A 20,932-nucleotide genomic window follows, 5' to 3' on the forward strand; every position below is an offset into this window, starting at 1 on the left:
AGGCGAGCGGAGTTCTGCCGCATCCACATATGATCCCATGTTGTCAAACTGACGAATCCTTCCTTCGTTGCCGATTCTTGGCTGCATGTATTGACGGCGATCACCGATCGAACCTCCATGCTCGCCGGCTCGCTGCCTGCCTGGTTTCCACTTCGAGTCGAGCAACCCGAAGCCGCTCACGGAAGTGTGCAAGATCCGGGCGCAAGGTCGAAGGAGGTTGGCGCTTGATAGCCCCGATGATGATGTCGTAATCATCGTCTGGCCAACGTTCCAGCCGCGCGAGTTCGTCGACGACGTTGGATAGTTCCCGCTGCATCGATTGCAGCTGTTCCGGATCGAGGGCGGGCATCCACGGCAAATATAGACCGGCGCCAGGCTCACGGAGCGCCCCGGCGCAATCGGCGGGAGTCTCCGCACCCTCGACTTCCGACGCTCTCAGATAGGCGAGAATTTCCGACTTATGAGCAGCGACCTCTGGTTTGATGACGGCAATTGCGTCAGACGGCCCGCGCAGTTTCACCTTGTCGCCGTTTGAGCTCAGACGGATTCCCATAGCTTTCGCTTTGTTGACAATTGTGATGGCGTTCACAGGTCTGTCTCCGATTCTTCGCCTGAACATTTCGAAGAATTCTCCGAAGGCGACACTCCCTTGGCAATGTCCCCTTCGGGAGAACCACCAAAATTGACCGCCCGCAAACCGTTGCCAGAGCCGAAGGGGACATGACCTACCGAAGAGGACACGGTATAGAGAGTGGAATTCTTCGTGTCTTCTTCGAGGGCTGTCTCCTTCGCGAGCGCCCATTCCCATCCTTCCTTCATTCCAATTTTGCGTTTCTGGACGTCGAGTTTCGATGCGGCGCGCTGCATCATTTTCCAGTTGAAACCGGCACCGTCAGCATCAGCTTTCAGAACCTTCGTTCGGACCGGTCCATCCGACAGCAGGCCTGCCAGAAATTCGCAGGCCTCGTCCAGCCCTGTGCGCTCTTCGTCGTCTTGCTCAACGTCACCGAGAATGTCGCGGGCGGAGCCGTCGATCAGTGCTCCCCAAACAACTCGATTTGCCTGTATACCGTTCGTTTCCGTTCGGTCGAGCACATACGACACACCACCGTCGTCCGGGGCAATATTCGATTTCGCGCGGGCCAAAATCCGGCGCTCGGCTGCCTCATCCTTGCCGGCAACGAGCACCATGCGGGCGAGGGCAACGAATGCCTGAGAGCCAATAACACGCTCGGCAGGGGAACTGCCCTTGGTACCCTTGGCGAAATGCGAAATGCCGAGTACGCAGCAGCCGTGCATGCTTGCCATATCAACTAGCGATTGGAGGTTTCTTCGCACGTCATTGACACGGTGGGCATCGCCGGAGACTGCGGAAACGATCGGATCGAGGATCAGCAAACGCGCTGCGTCCATGTCGGCCAGCCGTTCAGATAACAGAGGCATATCGGCAGCCGGGTCGAATGGAAGCAATTCCCCGTTCTCGTCAGTGCGGCCCGTGATGATATGCACCCGATCAAGATCAGCGCCGGCCGCCATCAGCCGAGGAACGATCGTATCGGCGGGATTGTCCTCGCCGCTCCATATGAGAACATCACCGATACGATTACAGGCCGATCCGTCCGGCCAGGTGCCGCCGGTTGTGACGGTCGCTGCCAATGTTATGGCCAGGGTCGTCTTACCCGTTCCCGACGATCCGGCCAGCAAGGCCAATTTCCCCTCCGGGAGCCAATCCGGCCAAAGCCAGCGAATGGCCTCCGGCACAATGGCAGAAGCGCGCGAGATCGTTACAGCCGGCCGCGCCTTTTCGTTATTCACGCCGCGGGCCTGCGCAAAGAACGCTGAGCGCGCTGCCGCGACGCGACTCGCCTCGAGTTCATCATCGAGAGCAAAATCGGCAAGGTGGTCCGTCATAGCAGGCCCTCCGCTGCCGTCCGGTTGAGCCAGATCTTGGCGGCAGCCACGATGTTTGCTGTCACCCACTCTTTGTGCTTTTCCCACTCACGGTCACCCATCTGTTTCTTGCAGCGCTCAATTTCGCGTTCGATCATGGAATTGACGAGCGCTCGGATGCTTTCAGCTTTCGTTGAGTTCACGGACCCTCCGTCAACAGCACGAAGCCGCATGTGGGATAGGCGGTCACCATGGCGAGGAAGCCTTCCCGGAAAAGCTCAGATGAAAAGTCGATTGCGTTCGTGCTGGATGACAGGCCAGCGAACCCTATCGCAATAGCAGACTCGATCAACGACATGGCTTCACCGATGGCGACCGGAAGGGCTTCCTGCGTGTCGACAATCCAACCTGCTGCGCAAAAGGCGCCGCATGTAAAGGTCATTTCTTCAAGTTCGTCCACGGCCGAGCTGTACGCGACTAGGGAACTGACCAATGTGTCGAGCTTCTCGGTGCCCGAGATACCAGGTGAATCGTTCATACGGCCGCCTTGTCTGTTGAGGACTGCTCAGCGCTATACATGCGCTGAAATGCGCTTTCTTCATGTTGCTCGTTGGCTTGCTCCACATCGCGAAGCGGTTCAAGCGACCAGTCGTCAGCGATGAACGCTCGCGTTACGACGAAGCCGATTCGATTCTCGCGTATGCTCAATGCGGGATTGTCCAAGAGAGTTACTAGCCATTCACTGTCGGTATATGCCGACCGAACCAGAACTATCTTCCCGACAAGCAGCGTATTCCATGCGCTCGTGATGCGGGCCAGATCGCCGGGGCGACAACGGAGGTTATTCATGGATTTCCTCCCGTTTTTCCACTTCGTCGATCAGCTCGTCACCGCGGATCGGCGTCAGATTCCAGTCATGGAAGAGGCCAAATCGACAAGGCATGACGCGTTTCGACCGAATGTCGCGGCCCAATACTCCAGATCCTTGAAACTCAACCAGCCAGTCGTATTCGAGTTCAGGACTGGACTCGACGATGCGCACAAGCAATCCGATCCGTTCTGCGACCGGAAGCCGCGTCACGATCGCCAAATCGCCGATCTTGCATTTCAGCTCACGCATGACCGGTCCCCTGTTTATCGATGACGAGTGCGCGACCAATGGTTGACTCGACCACTCCCTTCGCGAGTTGAACAAGCGTCACAACACCGAACAGGGTTGCCGTTTTGCTGTTCATCGCCTCTTCGAGCAGGATCGAGAGAGCTTGTTCGAGCGTGTCGGACGCCTGTTGCAGAGTGTCGGCCATCGGTGCGTCAGTACTGATCAGCACAAGATCCTCGGTGGCGCCGACATCGATCGGATAGGGCTTATTCATGTAGACGCCTCCGCACGGGCACGGCGTTCAGCGACACGAATCCGCGCGAGTTCGTATTCTTCCCGCAACATCTGCGTGAGCAAGGGAAGGACGGTTTCGAATTGCTCGGGCTCGAAGTGATCAGCATCGACAGACAGGCCGAATATCGCTCGGCCGCTGATAGCACAGTCTCGGCTTACACCCGGGACACGCAGGAACTTGCCCGCGTCGCGACTGTTTTTAGCCATGGAGCACCTCCGCGCGGGCGAGTTTATCCAGGTCGAGCAGCGCATCACCGAGAACGTCGATAGCGTCGTTCGGTCGATCCGAAAGGGCAGCGTCACGCAGCGCGCGACGGATGATGTCGAGGACGGTCGAGTTCATGCACGTACCTCCGCAGCTTGACGGTCCGCTCGGGCAGCAGCTTCGATGCGGCGCTTGAACGAGCGCTCGAATGCTGCGAGGCAGTCTGCATAAGAGGGAATGCGCCCGAGGCCCGCGACGAGGTTGTCGAATGCCGCCCGACACCACCGGTTCGGGCGTGCCGTCGGGCGAGTTGCCAACCAGTTTTCAGCGGCGCGGGTGCCGGCAATCGCAAACAGATCCGGGCTGACGTTCAGCGTCGGTTTCGCGTGTCGGCCGGTGCGCCAGGAGCTCGGTATAAGGTCGAACTGATCGGTTGATGGGGTCGGGATGGCGGCGGTAAGCGCGCCGCCGGCGGTTACTCGCTGTCCAGCTCGATCGTCGCGCCGACCTTGCGCATTCGATTCAAGATCCGATCGAACGTCTCCGCATCCAGCTCGAGCCGAGCCATCGCAAAGAACAGCATGTGCATTCCCATGTCGCGACGATTGTTCGGATCCTCGGACAAATACCGGCGCCACTGACGGCCATTGGCCAGGCTGAACAGTTCGGCCATCTCGCCGCTGCTCAGGCCCAATTGCTCCTTGAGCTGTTCCAGATCTTCTGGCGAAGGGGGCGCGTATTGAGTCATTTTTTTTAGGCGCGTACGTACGCGCACGAAGAAGGGTCTTCATGGATCATTCCTCTCGGAGTTTCGAACCACGCGGATTGCGCGGCTCTATGAGACGGAATTTAATACCCGATGGGTACTTCGTCAAGGCGAATGCGCTCAGGGTTTTCATCAGCGCATCTCCCTCGCATCGAACGCCCGGCCGGCGATCATCAGCGCTTGGACGAGCTCGGCAAGCTGAGACGGGTTGAGGGTGACGCCTTTCTGGCTCGGGCGGTATTCGCCGCCGCTATCCAGATACCAGCAGCGCACGTCGAGGAACTCGCGGCCGCGGTACTGGCGAAGCTGGACGCGGAGACGTTCCGACGCGCTACGGTGGACGTCGAGAAAGCAGCCACCTTGTGCCAGCGTCGAGGTATCATTTCCTCGGGTCGTCTGGGTCGCGCTCTTGCCGGAGTCGCGGCCCTTTTGCGTTTGTGGGGTCGTCACCATCGCTCAGCCCTCCGAGCGATAGTTCAGCGGATCGGCGAACCAACGGTGAATTTCTCGATTCGACCAGACAGCACAACGTTTCGTGAGGTACTGCCTCTTCGGAAATCTACCCGCCAGTTCACGCTGACGCACACTCTCCCGGCTCAAGGGAACGAATCTGTTCAGGTCGTTCCAGCGCGAGAATCCATCCATCGGAAGGGTGTCTGCTAGATTTTGACGCGTCGACATACATTGCACTCCTTGTGCGTTGTTTGAGGAGTGCATTTGGCGGCCGCAAGGCCCCCTTGCGGCTAGGGCGAGTAGAAAATGACGGCGCTACTTGGTTTTTGACGTTACACCGAAAGGGTCATGCGGAACGAGCGCAAGACCCTTGCGCTCAACTGACTGGGGAGATTCCTGTCGGATTATTTGAGCGAGGCGCTGACGACTGATGCCGAACTCAGTCGCCGTCTTCGTCTTGTTTCCGCCATTACGCTCGAGAGCTTCTATCATTTGTGTGCGTCGGTCGACAGGCATCGGCTTCTTGATCTCGACATGTGCCGCCATCGTGTCGACGAGTGGTTTTGCAGCTTCGATGTTCTTTTCCACGAACCAACGAAGCACATCATTGATCCGTGCGACCCACTCTGCAGTAACGGCGCTCGGTTCGTCTTCGAACCCTGCGTTGTGGGCATCGTAGGGCAGCAATGTCTTCGGGTGAAAGACAGCGATCTCGCCCTTCGTGCCGGCGATAATCAGTGCGTTCGTGAGTCGCGCGAATCCTTCAGCGAAGATTTGCTGATCCTCGATTTGCATGTATGGATAAGCCGCCATGATGAAAAGCGGGCACAAGTGCGGCGGAAGGTCGTCGCCCGGTTCGGCAAACGTCAACTCTGTCATTTCATCAATCCTTCAGACGTGGCAGCGTGTCGTCGCACAGGAATTCTTTACCCGAGAGACGGAAACGGAAGGATTGCCGCACCCAAACGCAATTCATCGAGGCGGTCGGCCCAGTGCTGCATCATCTTGCGCCGCTCCGGCAAATACTCAGCGTGGACGTAGGCGGCAGTGACCTGATTGCGTTCTGCGTGCGCCATCTGACGTTCGACGACGTCGCGGCTATATCCCAGTTCGCGCAGCGCTGTCGCGGCAAGGCCGCGGAAACCATGCCCGGTCATGCGTGATTTATAACCCATCCGATACAGGGCATACAGCATCGTATTGTTTGAGATGTGGCTGCGGCCTTGTACGCTGTAGAACACGAACCGGTGCTGGCCGTTGATCGTGCGGAGCTGGGCGAGCACATCGAGCGCCTGCCGAGAAAGGGGCACAATGTGCGGGTCGCGCATTTTCATGCGCTCCGCTGGCACCCGCCACTCCCCAGCATCGACGTCGATCTCTGGCCACTCCGCCTGGATCATTTCCTTTGTCCGCACGAACGTCAACGCCATGAACCGCAAGGCAAGCCGCGTGACCAGGTCGCCCGAGTATTCGTCAATGTCGCGCATGAGCTGCGGGATCTCGGTCGCTTTCACGCGCGCCATATGCTGCACACCGGTGCTCTTCTTCAAGACGGTCTCGGCGTCGATGTCAGCCGCCGGATTGCGAGTACAGCGGCCGGTCATGATGCCGTACTGGAACACGGCACGCGATCGCTGCAGTACCCGCTTGGCCGTCTCGCGAACGCCTCGAGATTCGACGGTGCGGATGATCGCCAGCAGTTCGGGAGCATCAATGCTCGCGATAGGGCGGGCGCCGAGTCGAGGAAATACGTCAACTTCAAGGCAGTTGATGACTTTGCCTGCGTACACCTCGGACCATCCACCACGCTGGGTCTCAAACCATTCGCGCGCGACTATCTCGAACGAGCTGGCGGCAGCCAGTTGCGCTGCTCGCTTGCCGGCTTTCTTGGCTTCGCCCGGGTCGATGCCTGCGGCAAGCTTTTCGCGCGCGCTATCGCGGCGAACCCGTGCCTCAGCGAGCGATACCTCCGGATACGTACCGAGCGCCAGGCTCTTTTCTTTGCCGTCGACGCGGTACTTGAGAACCCATCGCTTGCCGCCGGCCGGCGTTATCAATAGCAGCAGTCCGCCGCCGTCATAAAGCTTCTGCTGTTTCTCGGCGGGCTTGGCTGTGCGGACCTTGAGGTCGGAAAGCGCCATTTGCTGGTGCCTCGGGGGTTGTTTAACGGGGGTGTTTTGCGAAGCCCCCAAAACAACCCCAAGACGGGGGTTGTTTCCACTGGTGGTCGCTGGTGGAAGTTTGCAACAAAAAACCCCGAACAGCCAAGCATGACGGGGTTTTTGTGGCGAAGCTGGTGAAGCTTTGGAGGATCTTTGGTCCCCCCGACAGGAATCGAACCTGTATCTAGCGCTTAGGAGGCGCTTGTTCTATCCATTGAACTACGGGGAGCGCCATGTCCGGGGAAACGCAAAAAACGCGAACCGGACGGCAGTGTGGACAGCGCGCAGAGTATAGCAAACGCGCAGCGCGTCGGCGGGGCGGAATGCATGCCGACGCGCGTGATCGCGTCATTACCCGCGATCGGAAATCAGCGTGTCAGCGAATCAGAAATCGACGACGACGAAATCTTCCTTGCCCACATCGCACAGCGGGCAGCGCCAGTCGGCGGGAATGTCGGCGAAGCGGGTGCCGGGCGCGATGCCTTCGTCGGGCAGCCCTTCCGCTTCGTTGTAGACCCACCCGCAAATCAGGCAGACCCAGCTCTGGTATTCGGTTACTTCACTCATGTAGCACTCGGGAAAATGGAAATCCGGTGATGCCGTCCGCGGCGTGGCCGGCGGACGAAAGGCGCAATGGTACCGGAATTTCGTCGAACGGCTCCGCAACGTCGTTTTAAACGTACGCATCGCGAACAACGCAACCGAAACACGCCTGCCGTGCGTGCGGTGTATGCTTCCGGGGCTGTCCAATCATAAGGAGAATGCGATGCTGAACAGAAAGTGGATCGCAGGTGCGGTATGCGTGGCGGCGATGGCCGTGTCGACGATGGCGCGGGCCGAGGCGCGCGTGTATTTCGAAGCGCCGAGCGAAGGCGCGACGGTGTCGAACCCGGTGCATGTGAAGTTCGGGCTTGAAGGGATGGAGCTTCGACCGGCCGGCGACAACACGCCGAATACTGGCCATCATCACCTGCTGATCGACGGCCGGCCGATTCCGAAGGGCGACGTGATTCCCGCGAGCGAGCGTTCGCTGCACTTCGGCAAGGCGCAGACCGAAACCGACATCAATCTGCCGCCCGGCCAGCACACGCTGACGCTGCAGTTGGGCGACGGCGTGCACCGCTCGTACGGCCCCGAATTGAGCTCGACGATCACGATCAACGTGAAGTAATCGCATGTGCCGCGCCGGGCGCCCGAGGCGCCCGGCGCGGAATGGTCGATCGGCCGGCTGCAGGCCGCCGGCCGACGTTGGCCCTTTCGCTAAGAATTCGCGGCCGACGTCCGCTACCGGCAGCCGGCCGTGCCCCGCGCGCCATCGCATCGCGTCGTTGGGCGTCGATCGCCGCCCGCTGGCCGCCAAAAGCACGTCCCAACCCGCCTCCCAACCCGTTTGCCGGCCTTATCCGTCCGGCCATGCCGGTAACGCCGCCCGCGACCGGTACAATGGGCGCTTCCGATTCCTCTCTTCGCCGTCTCCCCATGTCGCTCTATTCCATTTCCGGCGCGCAGCTCGCGTTCGGTCACGTCGCGTTGCTCGATCACGCGGATTTCTCGCTGGAAGCCGGCGAGCGCGTCGGCCTGATCGGCCGCAACGGCGCGGGCAAGTCGTCGCTGCTGAAGATCGTCGCCGGGCTCGCGAAGCCCGACGACGGGCTCGTCACGCGCCAGCAGGAACTCGTGACCGTCTACGTGCCGCAGGAGCCCGAATTCGAGCCGGGCGCGACGGTGTTCGATGCAGTGGCATCGGGGCTCGCGCATACACGCGAACTGCTCGAGGAATACGATTCGATCGCGCACCGCCTCGCGGATATTCCCGAAGGCGCCGAGCACGATGCGCTGCTCGCGCGGATGAACGCGCTGCAGTCGTCGCTCGATGCGCACGACGCGTGGAACTGGCGCACGCGCGTGTCGATGACGCTCGCGCAGATCGGCCTGGCGGACATCGATGCCCCCGTCGATGCGTTGTCGGGCGGGATGCAGAAGCGTGTCGCGCTGGCACGCGCGCTGGTGCTGCAGCCCGACGTGCTGCTGCTCGACGAACCGACCAACCACCTCGACTTCGACGGCATCCGCTGGCTGGAGGAACTGCTCGTCGCGCAGCGCGCGGGCCTGCTGTTCATCACGCACGATCGCGCGTTCCTCGACCGTGTCGCGACGCGCATCGTCGATCTCGATCGCGGCCGGCTGCTGTCGTACCCGGGCAATTTCTCCGCGTACCAGACGCGCAAGGCGCAGCAGCTCGAAATCGAGCGCGTGGAAAACGAGAAGTTCGACAAGCTGCTCGCACAGGAAGAAGTGTGGATCCGCAAGGGCGTCGAAGCGCGCCGCACCCGCAGCGTCGGCCGCATCGCGCGGCTCGTGCAGATGCGCAACGAGCGCGCGGAGCGCCGCAACACGCTGGGCAACGTGAAGCTGGATGTCGCGCAGGGCGAGAAATCCGGCAAGATCGTCGCCGAGCTGACCGACGTGACGAAGCGCTACGGCGGCCGCGCGGTCGTCGATCGCTTCTCGACGACGGTGATGCGCGGCGACAAGATCGGCTTCATCGGCCCGAACGGCGCCGGCAAGACGACGCTGCTCAAGCTGATTCTCGGCGAGCTGAAGCCCGACGAAGGCACGGTGCGCATCGGCACCAACCTGCAGGTCGCGTATTTCGACCAGATGCGCGCGCAGCTCGACCAGGAAAAGAGCCTCGCGGATACGATCAGCCCCGGCAGCGAATGGGTCGAGATCGGCGGCGTTCGCAAGCACGTGATGAGCTATCTCGGCGATTTCCTGTTCGCGCCGGAACGCGCGCGGTCGCCGGTGAAGTCGCTGTCGGGCGGCGAGCGCAACCGGCTGCTGCTCGCGCGCCTGTTCGCGCGTCCGGCCAACGTGCTGGTGCTCGACGAACCGACCAACGACCTCGACATCCAGACGCTCGAACTGCTCGAGGAGTTGCTGGCCGACTACGACGGCACGGTGCTGCTCGTCAGCCACGATCGCGCGTTCCTCGACAACGTCGTGACGTCGGTGATCGCGGCCGAGGGTGACGGCAAGTGGCGCGAATACGTGGGCGGCTTCAGCGACTGGCAGATCCAGAGCGCGCGCGCCGATCAGCTCGCGCAGCAGGAAGCCGCGAAGCGTGCGGTCAAGGAAGCCGCGCCGGTCAAGGAAGAGGCGGCGAAAAGCGCCGCGGGCCGTAACACGCAACGCACGGTGAAGCTGTCGTTCAACGAGCAGCGCGAACTCGATGCGCTGCCGGAGAAGATCGCGGCGCTGGAAGAGGAGCAGAAGACGATCAATGCGCGGCTCGAAGACGGCTCGATTTTCGCGAAGGATCCGCAGGAAGGCACGCGCCTGACCGAGCGGTTCGCGGCGATCGACGACGAATTGCTCGAAGCGCTCGAACGGTGGGAAACGCTCGAAGCGAAGCGCAAGCCCGCGTAAAACGCAGGCGCGTCGCGCGGCCGGCGGCCGCTGCGCGCGATTCCGCGATTGGCGTGCCACGCGGAACCAGTAAAATACCGCGCGTCCCGGGCAGCGCAGCGCACGCCGCGCGCCCGCTTTCGGAGCAGTCCAAGCACACCGTTGTTTCGATTCGCTTTTTTACGGAACTCAACGTTTTGTCCACGACGTTATCCACACCAGGTGTGGACAACGTCCCGATGAATGACGAAATTCAGCGCCTATGTCAACGAAGAAACCCAGCGCGGCCTATAGCGAAGCATCGATCAAGGTGCTCAAGGGTCTCGAGCCGGTCAAGCAGCGGCCCGGCATGTACACCCGTACCGAGAATCCGCTGCACATCATCCAGGAAGTCATCGACAACGCGTCCGACGAGGCGCTCGGCGGCTACGGCAAGCAGATCACGGTCACGCTGCACGCCGACCAGTCGGTTTCGGTCGAGGACGACGGCCGCGGCATCCCGTTCGGCATGCACCCGGAAGAGGGCGTGCCGGTCGTCGAGATCGTATTCACGCGCCTGCACGCGGGCGGCAAGTTCGACAAGGCCGCGGGCGGCGCCTACACGTTCTCGGGCGGCCTGCACGGCGTCGGCGTGTCGGTGACGAACGCGCTGGCCACGCGCCTCGACGTGACGGTCTGGCGCGACGGCAAGATCGCGGAACTCGGCTTCGCCGAAGGCGATGTCGTCAAACCGCTCACGACGCAGGCCGCGGGCCGCGGCGAGAAGAAATCCGGCACGCGCGTGCAGGTGTGGCCGAATCCGAAGTATTTCGATTCGCCGAACCTGCCGCTCGGCGAGCTGCAGCGCCTGCTGCGCTCGAAGGCCGTGCTGTTGCCGGGCGTCGAGGTCGTGCTCGTCAACGAGAAGTCGGGCGAGCGCCAGACGTGGAAGTATGAAGACGGCCTGCGCGGCTACCTGCTCGACGAAATGAACGGCAGCGAGCTGCTGATCCCGCTGTTCGAAGGCGAGCGCTTTGCCGATTCGCGTTCGGGCGACGACACCTTCGCCGAAGGCGAGGGCGCGTCGTGGGTCGTCGCATGGAGCGAGGAAGGCTCGCTCGTGCGCGAGTCGTACGTGAACCTGATCCCGACGCCGGCCGGCGGCACGCACGAATCCGGCCTGCGCGACGGTCTCTACCAGGCGGTGAAAAGCTTCGTCGAACTGCACAACCTGCAGCCGAAGGGCGTGAAGCTGCTCGCGGAAGACGTGTTCGCGCGCGTGTCGTTCGTGCTGTCCGCGAAGGTGCTCGATCCGCAGTTCCAGGGGCAGATCAAGGAACGCCTGAACAGCCGCGACGCGGTGAAGCTCGTGTCGTCGTTCTCGCGCCCGGCGCTCGAGCTGTGGCTGAACCAGCACGTCGAGCACGGCAAGAAGCTCGCCGAACTCGTGATCAAGCAGGCGCAGGCGCGTACGCGCGCGGGCCAGAAGGTCGAGAAGCGCAAGAGCTCGGGCGTCGCGGTGCTGCCCGGCAAGCTGACCGATTGCGAGACGGAAGATATCGCGCGCAACGAGCTGTTCCTGGTCGAGGGCGACTCGGCAGGCGGCTCCGCGAAGATGGGCCGCGACAAGGAATACCAGGCGATCCTGCCGCTGCGCGGCAAGGTGCTGAACACGTGGGAAACCGAACGCGACCGCCTGTTCGCGAACAACGAGGTGCACGACATCTCGGTCGCGATCGGCGTCGATCCGCACAGCCCGGATGAAAGCGTCGACCTGTCGAACCTGCGCTACGGCAAGATCTGCATCCTGTCGGACGCGGACGTCGACGGCTCGCACATCCAGGTGCTGCTGCTCACGCTGTTCTTCAAGCATTTCCCGCAACTGATCGAGCGCGGCCATGTGTGCGTCGCGCGCCCGCCGCTGTTCCGCGTCGACGCGCCCGCGCGCGGCAAGAAGGCCGCGCAGAAGCTTTATGCGCTCGACGAAGGCGAACTCGAGGCGATCCTCGACAAGCTGCGCAAGGACGGCGTGCGCGAGACGCAATGGAGCATCAGCCGCTTCAAGGGTCTCGGCGAAATGAGCGCCGAGCAGCTGTGGGATACGACGATGAACCCCGACACGCGCCGCCTGATGCCGGTGAAGCTCGGCGAGCTCGACTACGAGGCGACCGTCGCACGCATGACGATGCTGATGGGCAAGGGCGAGGCAGCCGCGCGACGCGGCTGGCTCGAGGAAAAGGGCAACGACGTCGAAGCGGACATCTAAGCCGAACCCCTGCGCGGCCGGGCAAGACGCCCGGCCCGGCCTTACGCCACTTACGAATACGGAATTCAGATGGACGACAACACTTCCGATCTCTTCGCCAGCTCCGATGCACCGGACGCCGAAGCGCTGACGCTCGGCAACTACGCGGAGCAGGCGTATCTCAGCTACGCGGTCAGCGTCGTGAAGAGCCGCGCGCTGCCTGACGTCTGCGACGGCCAGAAGCCGGTGCAGCGCCGGATTCTCTACGCGATGAACGAAATGGGCCTCGGCCCTGACGCGAAGCCGGTGAAGTCGGCGCGCGTGGTCGGCGACGTGCTCGGTAAATACCACCCGCACGGCGACCAGTCGGCATACGACGCACTGGTGCGTCTCGCACAGGATTTCTCGCTGCGCTACCCGCTGATCGACGGGCAGGGCAACTTCGGCTCGCGCGACGGCGACGGCGCGGCGGCGATGCGATACACCGAAGCCCGCCTCACGCCGATCGCGAAGCTGCTGCTCGACGAGATCGACCAGGGCACGGTCGACTTCATGCCGAACTACGACGGCTCGTTCGAGGAGCCGAAGACGCTGCCGAGCCGCATGCCGTTCGTGCTGCTGAACGGCGCGTCGGGCATCGCGGTCGGTCTCGCGACCGAGATCCCGTCGCACAACCTGCGTGAAGTCGCGGCAGCGGCGGTCGCGCTGATCCGCAATCCGAAGCTGTCGCACGCGGAGCTGATGAACCTGATTCCGGGGCCGGATTTCCCGGGCGGCGGGCAGATCATCTCGAGCGACACCGAAATCGCGGCGGCGTATGAAACCGGCCGCGGCAGCCTGAAGGTGCGCGCGCGCTGGAAGATCGAGGATCTCGCGCGCGGCCAGTGGCAACTCGTCGTGACCGAGCTGCCGCCGAGCACGTCGGGCCAGAAGGTGCTCGAGGAAATCGAGGAGCTGACGAACCCGAAGCTCAAGCTCGGCAAGAAGACGCTGACGCCCGAGCAGCTCAACACGAAGAAGGCGATGCTCGACCTGCTCGACGCGGTGCGCGACGAGTCGGGCAAGGAAGCGGCCGTGCGGCTCGTGTTCGAGCCGAAGTCGCGCACGATTGACCAGACGGAATTCGTGAACACGCTGCTCGCGTACACGAGCCTCGAGTCGAACGCGACGCTGAACCTCGTGATGATCGGCGCCGACGGCCGGCCGGGCCAGAAGGGCCTGCTGACGATCCTCGACGAATGGGTGAAGTTCCGCCAGCTGACGATGACGCGCCGGTGCCGCCATCGTCTCGCGAAGGTCGACGACCGCATCCACATCCTCGAAGGGCGGATGATCGTCTTCCTGAACATCGACGAGGTGATCCGCATCATCCGCGAGTCGGACGAGCCGAAGGCCGCGCTGATGAGCGCGTTCGGCCTGAGCGAACGGCAGGCGGAAGACATTCTCGAAATCCGGCTGCGCCAGCTCGCGCGGCTCGAGAAGATCAAGATCGAGAAGGAACTCGAAGCGCTGCGTGACGAGAAGGCGAAGCTCGAGGAACTGCTCGCGAACGAAAGCGCGATGAAGCGGCTGATGATCAAGGAGATCGAGGCCGACGCGAAGCAGTACGGCGACGATCGCCGCACGCTGATCCAGCAGGAGAAGCGCGCGACGTTCGAGGCGAAGGTGGTCGACGAGCCGGTCACGGTGGTCGTGTCGCAGAAGGGCTGGGTGCGTGCGCTGAAGGGCCACGGGCTCGACCCGGCCAGCTTCTCGTTCAAGGCCGGCGACAGCCTGTACGCGGCGTTCCAGTGCCGCACGCCGGATCGTCTGATCGCGTGGGGCAGCAGCGGCCGCGTGTACTCGGTCGACGTGTCGATCCTGCCGGGCGGGCGCGGCGACGGCGTGCCCGTCACGTCGCTGATCGAGCTCGAGTCGGGCTCGCACCTGATGCATTACTTCGCGGCGCCGGCCGACCAGCAACTGCTGCTCGCGTCGAGCAACGGCTTCGGCTTCCTCGCGAAGGTCGGCGACATGGTGAGCCGCGTGAAGGCCGGCAAGGCGTTCATGACGATCGACGCGGGCGCGGTGCCGCTCGCCCCGATGCCGGTGCTGCCGAACGCGACGCAGGTCGCGTGCCTGTCGAGCGGCGGCCGCCTGCTCGTGTTCGGGATGGACGAGATGAAGACGCTGTCCGGCGGCGGTCGCGGCGTGATCCTGATGGCGCTCGACGACAAGGAAACGCTCGTGCAGGCGCTCGCGATCGATCCGGCCGGCGTCGTGCTGATCGGCACCGGCCGCGGCGGCAAGGTGATGGACGAAACGCTGTCGTATGCGGGGCTGGCGCCGCACGTCGGCAAGCGCGCCCGCAAGGGCCGCGCGCCCGACACGAAGCTCAAGGTCGTCAGCGAACTGCGTCCGCTGCTCGGCTGACGCTGCGCACGTTCGATCGCCCGGTTCGGCCGCGATCGGGGGCCGCACCTCCGCTTCGGCGGACGTGCGGCCTTTTCTTTTGGGTCGGGGATGCGGGTAAGCAAGCGTGGCGCTGTCACGCGGAACTTGCAAAATAATGTGAAATCGCGCCTGGGGTCTGAACCGCTCGGCGACAATCCGGTCGAACGTCGCTCGATGCTGCGTGCGACGCGGCCGTTCGCCGCACCCCACTCCTCACAGGATTGCCGTCATGTCCCATGCTGTCTCCGTCGCGCTGTTTCTTCATCTGCTGGCCGTTGCCGTGTGGGTGGGCGGGATGGTCTTCGCCAACTTCTGCCTGCGTCCGGCGCTGTCCGACCTGTCGCCGCAGCTGCGGTTGCCGCTGATCGAAGGCGTGTTCGGCCGCTTCTTCAACTGGGTCTCGGGCTCCGTGATCGTGATCCTGCTGACCGGCGGCTTCCTGCTGGTGGAATTCGGCGGTGCGCACGCGACGTGGTCGCTGCACGCGATGGCCGGGCTCGGCGTCGTGATGATGCTGATCTTCGGACATATCCGGTTCGCGCTGTTCCCGCGCATCCGTCGTGCCGTGCAGGCGCAGAAGTGGCCGGACGGCGCGCGCGCGGTAAATACGGTGCGCCTGCTCGTCCTCGTGAACCTCGTGCTCGGCGTCGTCACGATCGGCGCGGCGGTGTTGTCGCGCGGTTTCTGATTGACCGCAGCCGGCCGGCCCGCGCGTAGCCGCGGGTGCGCCGGCAAGCGCCGCTACGCGGCCAGCATCGCATCGAGCAGCCATGAGCCGGCCGGGCCGAGCGGCCGGTTGCGCGACCATACCGCATCGACCCGCACACGGCGCGGCCAGCCGCGCGCACGCAGTTCGCACAGGCGATCACGTGCGAAGTGGTCGACCATCCAGCGCGGCAGTTCGGCCCAGCCGAACCCCAGCACGGCCATCTCCAGCAGCATCAGGTAGCTCGGCGCCAGCCAGTGCTGCGTGCCGACGACGATCCGGTCGTCGACGCCGCGGCCTTCCGTTTTCACGTAGGTATTGAGGCGCAGTTCGCGCACGTCGCGCAGCGCGGCGTGCGGCACGTCGGCGTCGCCGTATTCGGCGAGCGCGTGCGTGCGGCCGACGAACAGCCCGATTTCCGACTCCTCCGCGATCGTTGCCGCGCCGATATCGGCCGGGTAGGCCGCGCGCGCGGCCATCAGCCCGAGCTGCGCGCGCCCCTGCTGGATCAGGTCGAGCACGTCCTCGTGCTCGGCGATCTGGCATTCGAGCTCGAGCGCCGGGAAGCGCCGTTCGAGCGCCATCAACGTTTCTTCGTAGCGCTTCGACTGGTACGTATCGGACACGACGAGCGTCAGGCGTGCTTCCTCGCCACGCGCGAGCCGCGCGGCCGTCCGGTCGATCGCCGCGCCGGCTTCGAGGGCGCGCTGCACCTGCGGCAGCAGCGCACGCCCTGCATCGGTCAGCGTCGGTGCGCGCGTCGAGCGGTCGAACAACTGCACGCCGAGATCGATCTCGAGGTTCGCGATCGCCTCCGACACGGTCGACTGGCGCTTGCCGAGCTTGCGCGCGGCGGCCGTGAACGAGCCGAGCAGCGCGGCTTCGGCGAAGGCGAGCAGGGCTTCGGGGGCATGGCGCATGCGGCGCTCCTGGTGACGATATATCGGTAAAACCGATGATATCAAACTGGATTCATACGGTTACGCCGATCAAAATGGCGGCCATGAACGAAGTAGACGAATCGGAGGGAATCATGAAACACGTCAACAAAACGGTGACGGAACGGCTGCTGCATGCACTGACGTTCGAGCTGGTCGCGATCGCGCTGTGCGCGCCGATCGGCGCGTGGCTGCTCGACATGCCGGTGTCGCACGTCGGCGTGCTGACGGTGATGGTGTCGCTGATCGCGATGGCGTGGAACATGGCGTTCAATACGCTGTTCGACCGCTTCGAGCGTCGCGCGGGGCTGACCCGCACGCTCGGCATGCGGATCGCGCATGCGGTTACGTTCGAACTCGGTCTCGTCGCGATGGTGGTGCCGGTCGCCGCGTGGTGGCTGAACGTGAGCCTCGTCGAGGCGCTGCTACTCGACCTCGGCATCGTGCTGTTCTTCCTGCCTTACACGTTCTGCTTCAACCTCGCTTACGACGCGCTGCGCGCCCGCTGGATGGCACGCCGGGTCGCGGTGCAGGCAGGTTGAGGACGGCCTGGACGGGCGAATGCCGGTAGAACCCGGCGGGGCGGGGGGGCGCCGCCCGTCAGCGTGCGGCGGCCAGCAGCCACACGCCGCAAGCCACCGCGACCGTACCGTACACGGCATAGACGGGCAGCTTGAAGCGCGCGAAGCACAGTGTCGCGAAGGCGCCCGTCAGCCAGTAAACGGGGTCGACGGGTTCGCGGTACAGGATCCTCACGACGGCGACGACGAGAAAACCCGTGGTCGCCGCCCGCAGCAGGCGCATCCCGTGCTCGAAGCGCGAATGGCGCTTGAGCCGGGACAGGTGGTTCTGCGCAAACACGACGAGGCATCCCGACGGAATGAACAGCGCGGCCGTCGCGAGCAGCGCGCCGATCCAGCCGTCGGTCAGGTAGCCGAGAAACGGGACGACGTTCAGCAGCGGCCCCGGCGCGACAGGGGACAGCGCGAACGCCAGCGTGAAGTCGTGATCGGAGATGCCCGTTGCGGGCGTGACGAACAGCGTCTTGAGCACGGGCAGCGCGGAAAAGCCGCCGCCGAACAGCGTCATGCCGGCGCCGGCGAGACGCGGCCACAGCAGCGTCGCCTGGTAATCGCCGGGCAGCGGCACCGCGAACAGCGTGACGAGTACGCCGAGCAGCACGAGCAGGTTGCGGTCGCGGGTCGACAACGTGAAATCGACCGCGTCGCGTTGCGGCGGCCCCGTGAGCCAGCCGGCCGCGAATGCGGCGAAGAGAATCCCGACGAAGGCGGCCGGATTATGTGCGAAACCGAGCAGAATCGTCGACAGCGCGGCGATCAGCTGCTCGCGCCGTGTGCGTGCGAGCGAGCGCAGCTGCTTGACCCACGTGACGCCGATCAGCGCGGCGAGCACCATCCCGAAGTGATTGATCAGCATCGGCGCGGCAAGCGAGCGCACGAGCGGCGTGCGATAGAAGATCGCGAACAGCGTCATCAGGATGGAGAACGGCAGTACGCTCGCGATGCCGGCGATCCACGCGCCGATGCGGCCGTGCAGGATCTGGCCGACCTGCACCGCCACGTTGCAGCCGACAGGGCCCGGCACCAGCCAGGCCAGCGCGACGAGGTCGCCGAATACGTTGGGCTCGATGCGCTTCAGCCGCTCCACGTAGTGGCGCTCGAGCTGCGCCATCATCGACAGCCCGCCCCACGAGACCGCCGAAATGCTGGCGACGACCTTGAACAGGTCCCACAGGGACGCCTGCGCCTGTTCGACATCAGCGGTCGCTTCGATTTCGACGGTAGTCATGTTGGTGGTGTGAGCGCGGGGCCCGATCTCTCGCGTGCGGCCATGCCGGCGGCCCGCCGACACGTTGGCCCTCCCAATTGTCCGCCGCGCATCGTGACACTGCCATGCGCGAAAACGCTAGTTCACGAACTAAACAATTGAATCGGAAAACGAAACAGTGACGGCGCGCGCAACGCGCGCCACGGTGCGCTTACGCGCCCGTGCTGCCGGTCGCGCGATGCGCGATCACGTTCGGCGCGTCGCCGCGCACGCCGAAGCGTGCGATCAGCGCGGGAATCGCGTCGGCCGGCACCGGTCGCGAGAACAGGAAGCCTTGCGCCTCGATTTCGCCGAGCGCGGCGAGCCAAGTGATCTGCTCCTCGGTTTCCGTGCCTTCGACGACGACGGTCAGGCCGAGCGAGCGCGCGAGATGCACGATCGACGACACCATCACGCACACGCTGCGATCGTTCGGGATCGCCTGCACGAACGAGCGGTCGACCTTCAGCGTGTCGACGGAGAAGCGGTGCAGGTACGACAGCGACGAATAGCCGGTGCCGAAATCGTCGAGTGCGATGCGGATGCCGAGCTTTTTCAGCGCGACGATCTTCTCGGACACGAGTTCCGGATATTCCATCATCGCGGTCTCGGTGATCTCGATCTCGAGCCGGTTCGCGTCGATGCCGGTTTCCTGCAGCGCCTGCGAGATCGTCTCGATCAGGTCGCCGCGCCAGAATTGCACGGGCGAGATGTTGACCGCGAGCGTCAGCGTGTCGTGGCCTTCGTCGCGCCAGCGCGCGATCTGCTCGCACGCGGTGCGGATCACGAAGTCGCCGATCGGCACGATCAGGCCGGTCGATTCGGCGATCGAAATGAATTCGTTCGCGGAGATGACGCCGTGTTCCGGATGATCCCAGCGCGCGAGCGCCTCGAAGCCGGTGATGTGGCGGTGCGTGAGGTCGATCTTCGGCTGGTACGCGAGGAACAGCTGCCCCTCGGCGAGCGCGACGCGCAGTTGCTGCTCCCAGCGCATCAGGTGGTCGGCGCGGTGCGACAGGTGCGGCGCATAGAACTGGTAGCAGTTCTTGCCGGCATCCTTCGCGCTGTACATCGCGAGGTCGGCCTTCTTCAGCAGGTCGATCTCGCTCTCGTTCGCCACCGTGTGCAGCGCGATGCCGATGCTCGCATGCAGCACGAACGAGCTGCCGCGCACGTCGAACGGTTCGCCGAACATCCGGATGATCGCTTCCGCGAGCCGCACCGCGCGCCGCTCGACGTCGTCGCCCTTCATCACCACGACGAATTCGTCGCCGCCGATGCGCGCGAGCGAGCCTTCGTCGCCGACCGCATCGGACAGGCGCGACGCGGTCATCTGCAGCACGATGTCGCCGGCGTTGTGGCCGAGCGTGTCGTTGACGGTCTTGAAGTTGTCGAGATCGATGAACAGCAGCCCGAGCCGCGACAGGCTCGCCGGCATCGACACGTCGTTGCGCAACCCGCGCAGCGTCGCATAGCGGTTCGCGAGGCCGGTGAGCAGGTCGTATTCGGCGAGCTGCGTCATTTCGCGCTCACGGCCGAGCAGCTTGCCGATCAGGCCCGTCGCGACGCCGAAGAACGCGAGCATCGCGAGCGTGATGAAGCTCGTCATCAGCAGGTAGACGTTGCGCGTGTGGTAGTAGTCCGCGAATTCCTCGGTTTGCGACAGCCCGACCATCACCGCGAGCGGGTAGCCGTCGAGGTGGCGGTACGACACGATGCGCGTCACGCCGTCGATCGGGTCGATGATCGTGCCCGTCACGCGCTCGGCGATCGGGTAAACACCCGACGCGGAAAACGCGCCCGGCGCGTTGCTGACCGAGCCCGTGCGCCGCGCGAGCACCGCGCCGGTATCCGACACCACCGCGATCACGCCTTCCTTGCCGATCGCCGCGTTGTTGTAGAAGTCGTTGGTGAAGTAGCTCGGGTCTTCCGACACGACGACGATGCCCGCGAAGCTGCCGTCCGGGTTGTTCAGGCGCCGTGTCATCTGCAGCGTCCAGTGGCTCGACACGCGGCCGAGTACGGGCTTGCTGATGAACAGGCGGTCGTCGTTGTGCGCGAGGTGGACCTTGAAGTGCTCGCGATCGGACAGGTTGATCGGCTGCGGATGCAGCTCGGCCGTGTTCGCGAACAGGATGCCCTTCGCGTTGACGAGCGACACCTGGATCAGCGTGTCGCTCGGCACGACGCCTTTCTCGACGGCGCTGGCGAGGTTGAAGCGGGCGGGCGACTTCTCGAATTCGAACTTGACGAAGCGGGTGATCTGGTCGACCTGGTGGATCGCCTTGACCGTATGCTGTTCGAGCGCGGAGGACAGGATCGCCGCGGAAGCCGCCGCTTCCTTGTACGCGCTGTCCTTTTCCACCGACAGACGCGCGATGATCACGGCCCACAGCAGCGCGAGCGCCAGCATCCCGAGCAGCGGGATCGCAAATAGCGCACGCCGGCGCGATTTGCGCGGCGCGCGTAGCGGCCGGGTCGGCGGCGTGTGGTTGGACCGGGCGGAGCTCATCGAAGCGGGTGGCGT

The 20,932-nt window shown here is 63.9% G+C and carries 24 protein-coding genes and 1 tRNA gene; 6 read left to right on the plus strand and 19 right to left on the minus strand.

Annotated elements, in window-relative coordinates:
• Positions 1-100: 100 nt before the first annotated feature.
• The 16 genes from CFB34_RS28295 to CFB34_RS28370 form a co-directional block, all read right to left on the minus strand.
• Positions 101-589 (minus strand): hypothetical protein, encoded by a 489-nt coding sequence (locus CFB34_RS28295; protein WP_089440749.1) that lies wholly within the window; start codon positions 587-589, stop codon positions 101-103.
• Positions 586-1,911 carry an AAA family ATPase gene (locus tag CFB34_RS28300; protein ID WP_089440748.1) on the minus strand — a complete coding sequence of 442 codons (1,326 nt, stop codon included), beginning with the start codon at positions 1,909-1,911 and terminating at the stop codon, positions 586-588. Before CFB34_RS28300 ends, CFB34_RS28295 begins: the two co-directional genes overlap by 4 nt.
• Entirely contained in the window at positions 1,908-2,093 is a 186-nt protein-coding gene (locus CFB34_RS28305) for a hypothetical protein (protein ID WP_143329462.1), read from the minus strand. The genes CFB34_RS28300 and CFB34_RS28305 overlap by 4 nt, the downstream gene beginning before the upstream one ends.
• Entirely contained in the window at positions 2,090-2,428 is a 339-nt protein-coding gene (locus tag CFB34_RS28310) for a hypothetical protein (RefSeq protein WP_089440747.1), read from the minus strand. Before CFB34_RS28310 ends, CFB34_RS28305 begins: the two co-directional genes overlap by 4 nt.
• A complete protein-coding gene (locus tag CFB34_RS28315; RefSeq protein ID WP_143329461.1) occupies positions 2,425-2,739 on the minus strand; it encodes a hypothetical protein in 315 nt (104 codons plus the stop codon). The genes CFB34_RS28310 and CFB34_RS28315 overlap by 4 nt, the downstream gene beginning before the upstream one ends.
• A complete protein-coding gene (locus CFB34_RS28320; RefSeq protein ID WP_089440746.1) occupies positions 2,732-3,010 on the minus strand; it encodes a hypothetical protein in 279 nt (92 codons plus the stop codon). The genes CFB34_RS28315 and CFB34_RS28320 overlap by 8 nt, the downstream gene beginning before the upstream one ends.
• Positions 3,003-3,263: a hypothetical protein gene (locus CFB34_RS28325; RefSeq protein ID WP_089440745.1), complete on the minus strand. Its 261-nt coding sequence runs from the start codon at positions 3,261-3,263 to the stop codon at positions 3,003-3,005. The genes CFB34_RS28320 and CFB34_RS28325 overlap by 8 nt, the downstream gene beginning before the upstream one ends.
• A complete protein-coding gene (locus tag CFB34_RS28330) occupies positions 3,260-3,490 on the minus strand; it encodes a hypothetical protein (protein WP_089440744.1) in 231 nt (76 codons plus the stop codon). Before CFB34_RS28330 ends, CFB34_RS28325 begins: the two co-directional genes overlap by 4 nt.
• Positions 3,483-3,626 (minus strand): hypothetical protein, encoded by a 144-nt coding sequence (locus CFB34_RS28335; RefSeq protein WP_179243652.1) that lies wholly within the window; start codon positions 3,624-3,626, stop codon positions 3,483-3,485. Before CFB34_RS28335 ends, CFB34_RS28330 begins: the two co-directional genes overlap by 8 nt.
• Positions 3,627-3,963: 337 nt before the next feature.
• Positions 3,964-4,236, minus strand: coding sequence for a transcriptional regulator (locus tag CFB34_RS28340; protein ID WP_089440743.1), 273 nt, complete (start codon positions 4,234-4,236; stop codon positions 3,964-3,966).
• Positions 4,237-4,386: 150 nt separating this feature from the next.
• Entirely contained in the window at positions 4,387-4,707 is a 321-nt protein-coding gene (locus CFB34_RS28345; RefSeq protein WP_089440742.1) for a transcriptional coactivator p15/PC4 family protein, read from the minus strand.
• Between the two features lie 3 nt (positions 4,708-4,710).
• Complete coding sequence (locus CFB34_RS28350; RefSeq protein ID WP_179243651.1) at positions 4,711-4,935, minus strand: AlpA family phage regulatory protein; 225 nt, start codon at positions 4,933-4,935, stop codon at positions 4,711-4,713.
• A gap of 87 nt (positions 4,936-5,022) precedes the next feature.
• The gene (locus CFB34_RS28355) at positions 5,023-5,586 is read right to left on the minus strand and encodes a helix-turn-helix domain-containing protein (protein WP_059668535.1); all 564 of its coding nucleotides are present in this window, start codon (positions 5,584-5,586) and stop codon (positions 5,023-5,025) included.
• Positions 5,587-5,633: 47 nt separating this feature from the next.
• Positions 5,634-6,848 (minus strand): integrase arm-type DNA-binding domain-containing protein, encoded by a 1,215-nt coding sequence (locus tag CFB34_RS28360; protein ID WP_089440740.1) that lies wholly within the window; start codon positions 6,846-6,848, stop codon positions 5,634-5,636.
• A 175-nt stretch (positions 6,849-7,023) separates the two neighbouring features.
• A tRNA-Arg gene (locus CFB34_RS28365) sits at positions 7,024-7,098 on the minus strand.
• Positions 7,099-7,253: 155 nt separating this feature from the next.
• Positions 7,254-7,436: a rubredoxin gene (locus CFB34_RS28370; RefSeq protein WP_006398668.1), complete on the minus strand. Its 183-nt coding sequence runs from the start codon at positions 7,434-7,436 to the stop codon at positions 7,254-7,256.
• 199 nt (positions 7,437-7,635) lie between these two features.
• Between CFB34_RS28370 and CFB34_RS28375 the strand changes: the two genes are divergently transcribed.
• The 5 genes from CFB34_RS28375 (at position 7,636) to CFB34_RS28395 (ending at position 15,622) form a co-directional block, all read left to right on the plus strand.
• Positions 7,636-8,040, plus strand: a complete 405-nt coding sequence (locus CFB34_RS28375; protein WP_089440739.1) for a DUF4399 domain-containing protein — start codon at positions 7,636-7,638, stop codon at positions 8,038-8,040.
• 308 nt (positions 8,041-8,348) lie between these two features.
• Positions 8,349-10,298 carry an ATP-binding cassette domain-containing protein gene (locus tag CFB34_RS28380; RefSeq protein WP_089440738.1) on the plus strand — a complete coding sequence of 650 codons (1,950 nt, stop codon included), beginning with the start codon at positions 8,349-8,351 and terminating at the stop codon, positions 10,296-10,298.
• Positions 10,299-10,539: 241 nt separating this feature from the next.
• Positions 10,540-12,522: a DNA topoisomerase IV subunit B gene (gene parE, locus CFB34_RS28385; RefSeq protein ID WP_089440737.1), complete on the plus strand. Its 1,983-nt coding sequence runs from the start codon at positions 10,540-10,542 to the stop codon at positions 12,520-12,522.
• A 69-nt stretch (positions 12,523-12,591) separates the two neighbouring features.
• Positions 12,592-14,913 (plus strand): DNA topoisomerase IV subunit A, encoded by a 2,322-nt coding sequence (gene parC, locus CFB34_RS28390; RefSeq protein ID WP_089440736.1) that lies wholly within the window; start codon positions 12,592-12,594, stop codon positions 14,911-14,913.
• A gap of 250 nt (positions 14,914-15,163) precedes the next feature.
• On the plus strand, positions 15,164-15,622 hold the full coding sequence (locus CFB34_RS28395; RefSeq protein ID WP_039370342.1) for a CopD family protein: 459 nt from the start codon (positions 15,164-15,166) through the stop codon (positions 15,620-15,622).
• 53 nt (positions 15,623-15,675) lie between these two features.
• Here CFB34_RS28395 and CFB34_RS28400 read toward each other — a convergent pair whose 3' ends face one another.
• A complete protein-coding gene (locus CFB34_RS28400) occupies positions 15,676-16,560 on the minus strand; it encodes a LysR family transcriptional regulator (protein ID WP_089440735.1) in 885 nt (294 codons plus the stop codon).
• Positions 16,561-16,673: 113 nt separating this feature from the next.
• Between CFB34_RS28400 and CFB34_RS28405 the strand changes: the two genes are divergently transcribed.
• Entirely contained in the window at positions 16,674-17,120 is a 447-nt protein-coding gene (locus tag CFB34_RS28405; RefSeq protein WP_089441313.1) for a multidrug/biocide efflux PACE transporter, read from the plus strand.
• A 58-nt stretch (positions 17,121-17,178) separates the two neighbouring features.
• Here the strand turns inward: CFB34_RS28405 and CFB34_RS28410 are convergent, their stop codons facing one another.
• Both CFB34_RS28410 and CFB34_RS28415 read right to left on the minus strand, forming a co-directional pair.
• Positions 17,179-18,387: a chromate transporter gene (locus CFB34_RS28410; RefSeq protein WP_089440734.1), complete on the minus strand. Its 1,209-nt coding sequence runs from the start codon at positions 18,385-18,387 to the stop codon at positions 17,179-17,181.
• A 190-nt stretch (positions 18,388-18,577) separates the two neighbouring features.
• Positions 18,578-20,917, minus strand: coding sequence for an EAL domain-containing protein (locus CFB34_RS28415; protein WP_089440733.1), 2,340 nt, complete (start codon positions 20,915-20,917; stop codon positions 18,578-18,580).
• Between the last annotated feature and the right edge of the window lie 15 nt (positions 20,918-20,932).

The organism is Burkholderia sp. HI4860 (assembly GCF_002223045.2).
Lineage (GTDB): Bacteria > Pseudomonadota > Gammaproteobacteria > Burkholderiales > Burkholderiaceae > Burkholderia.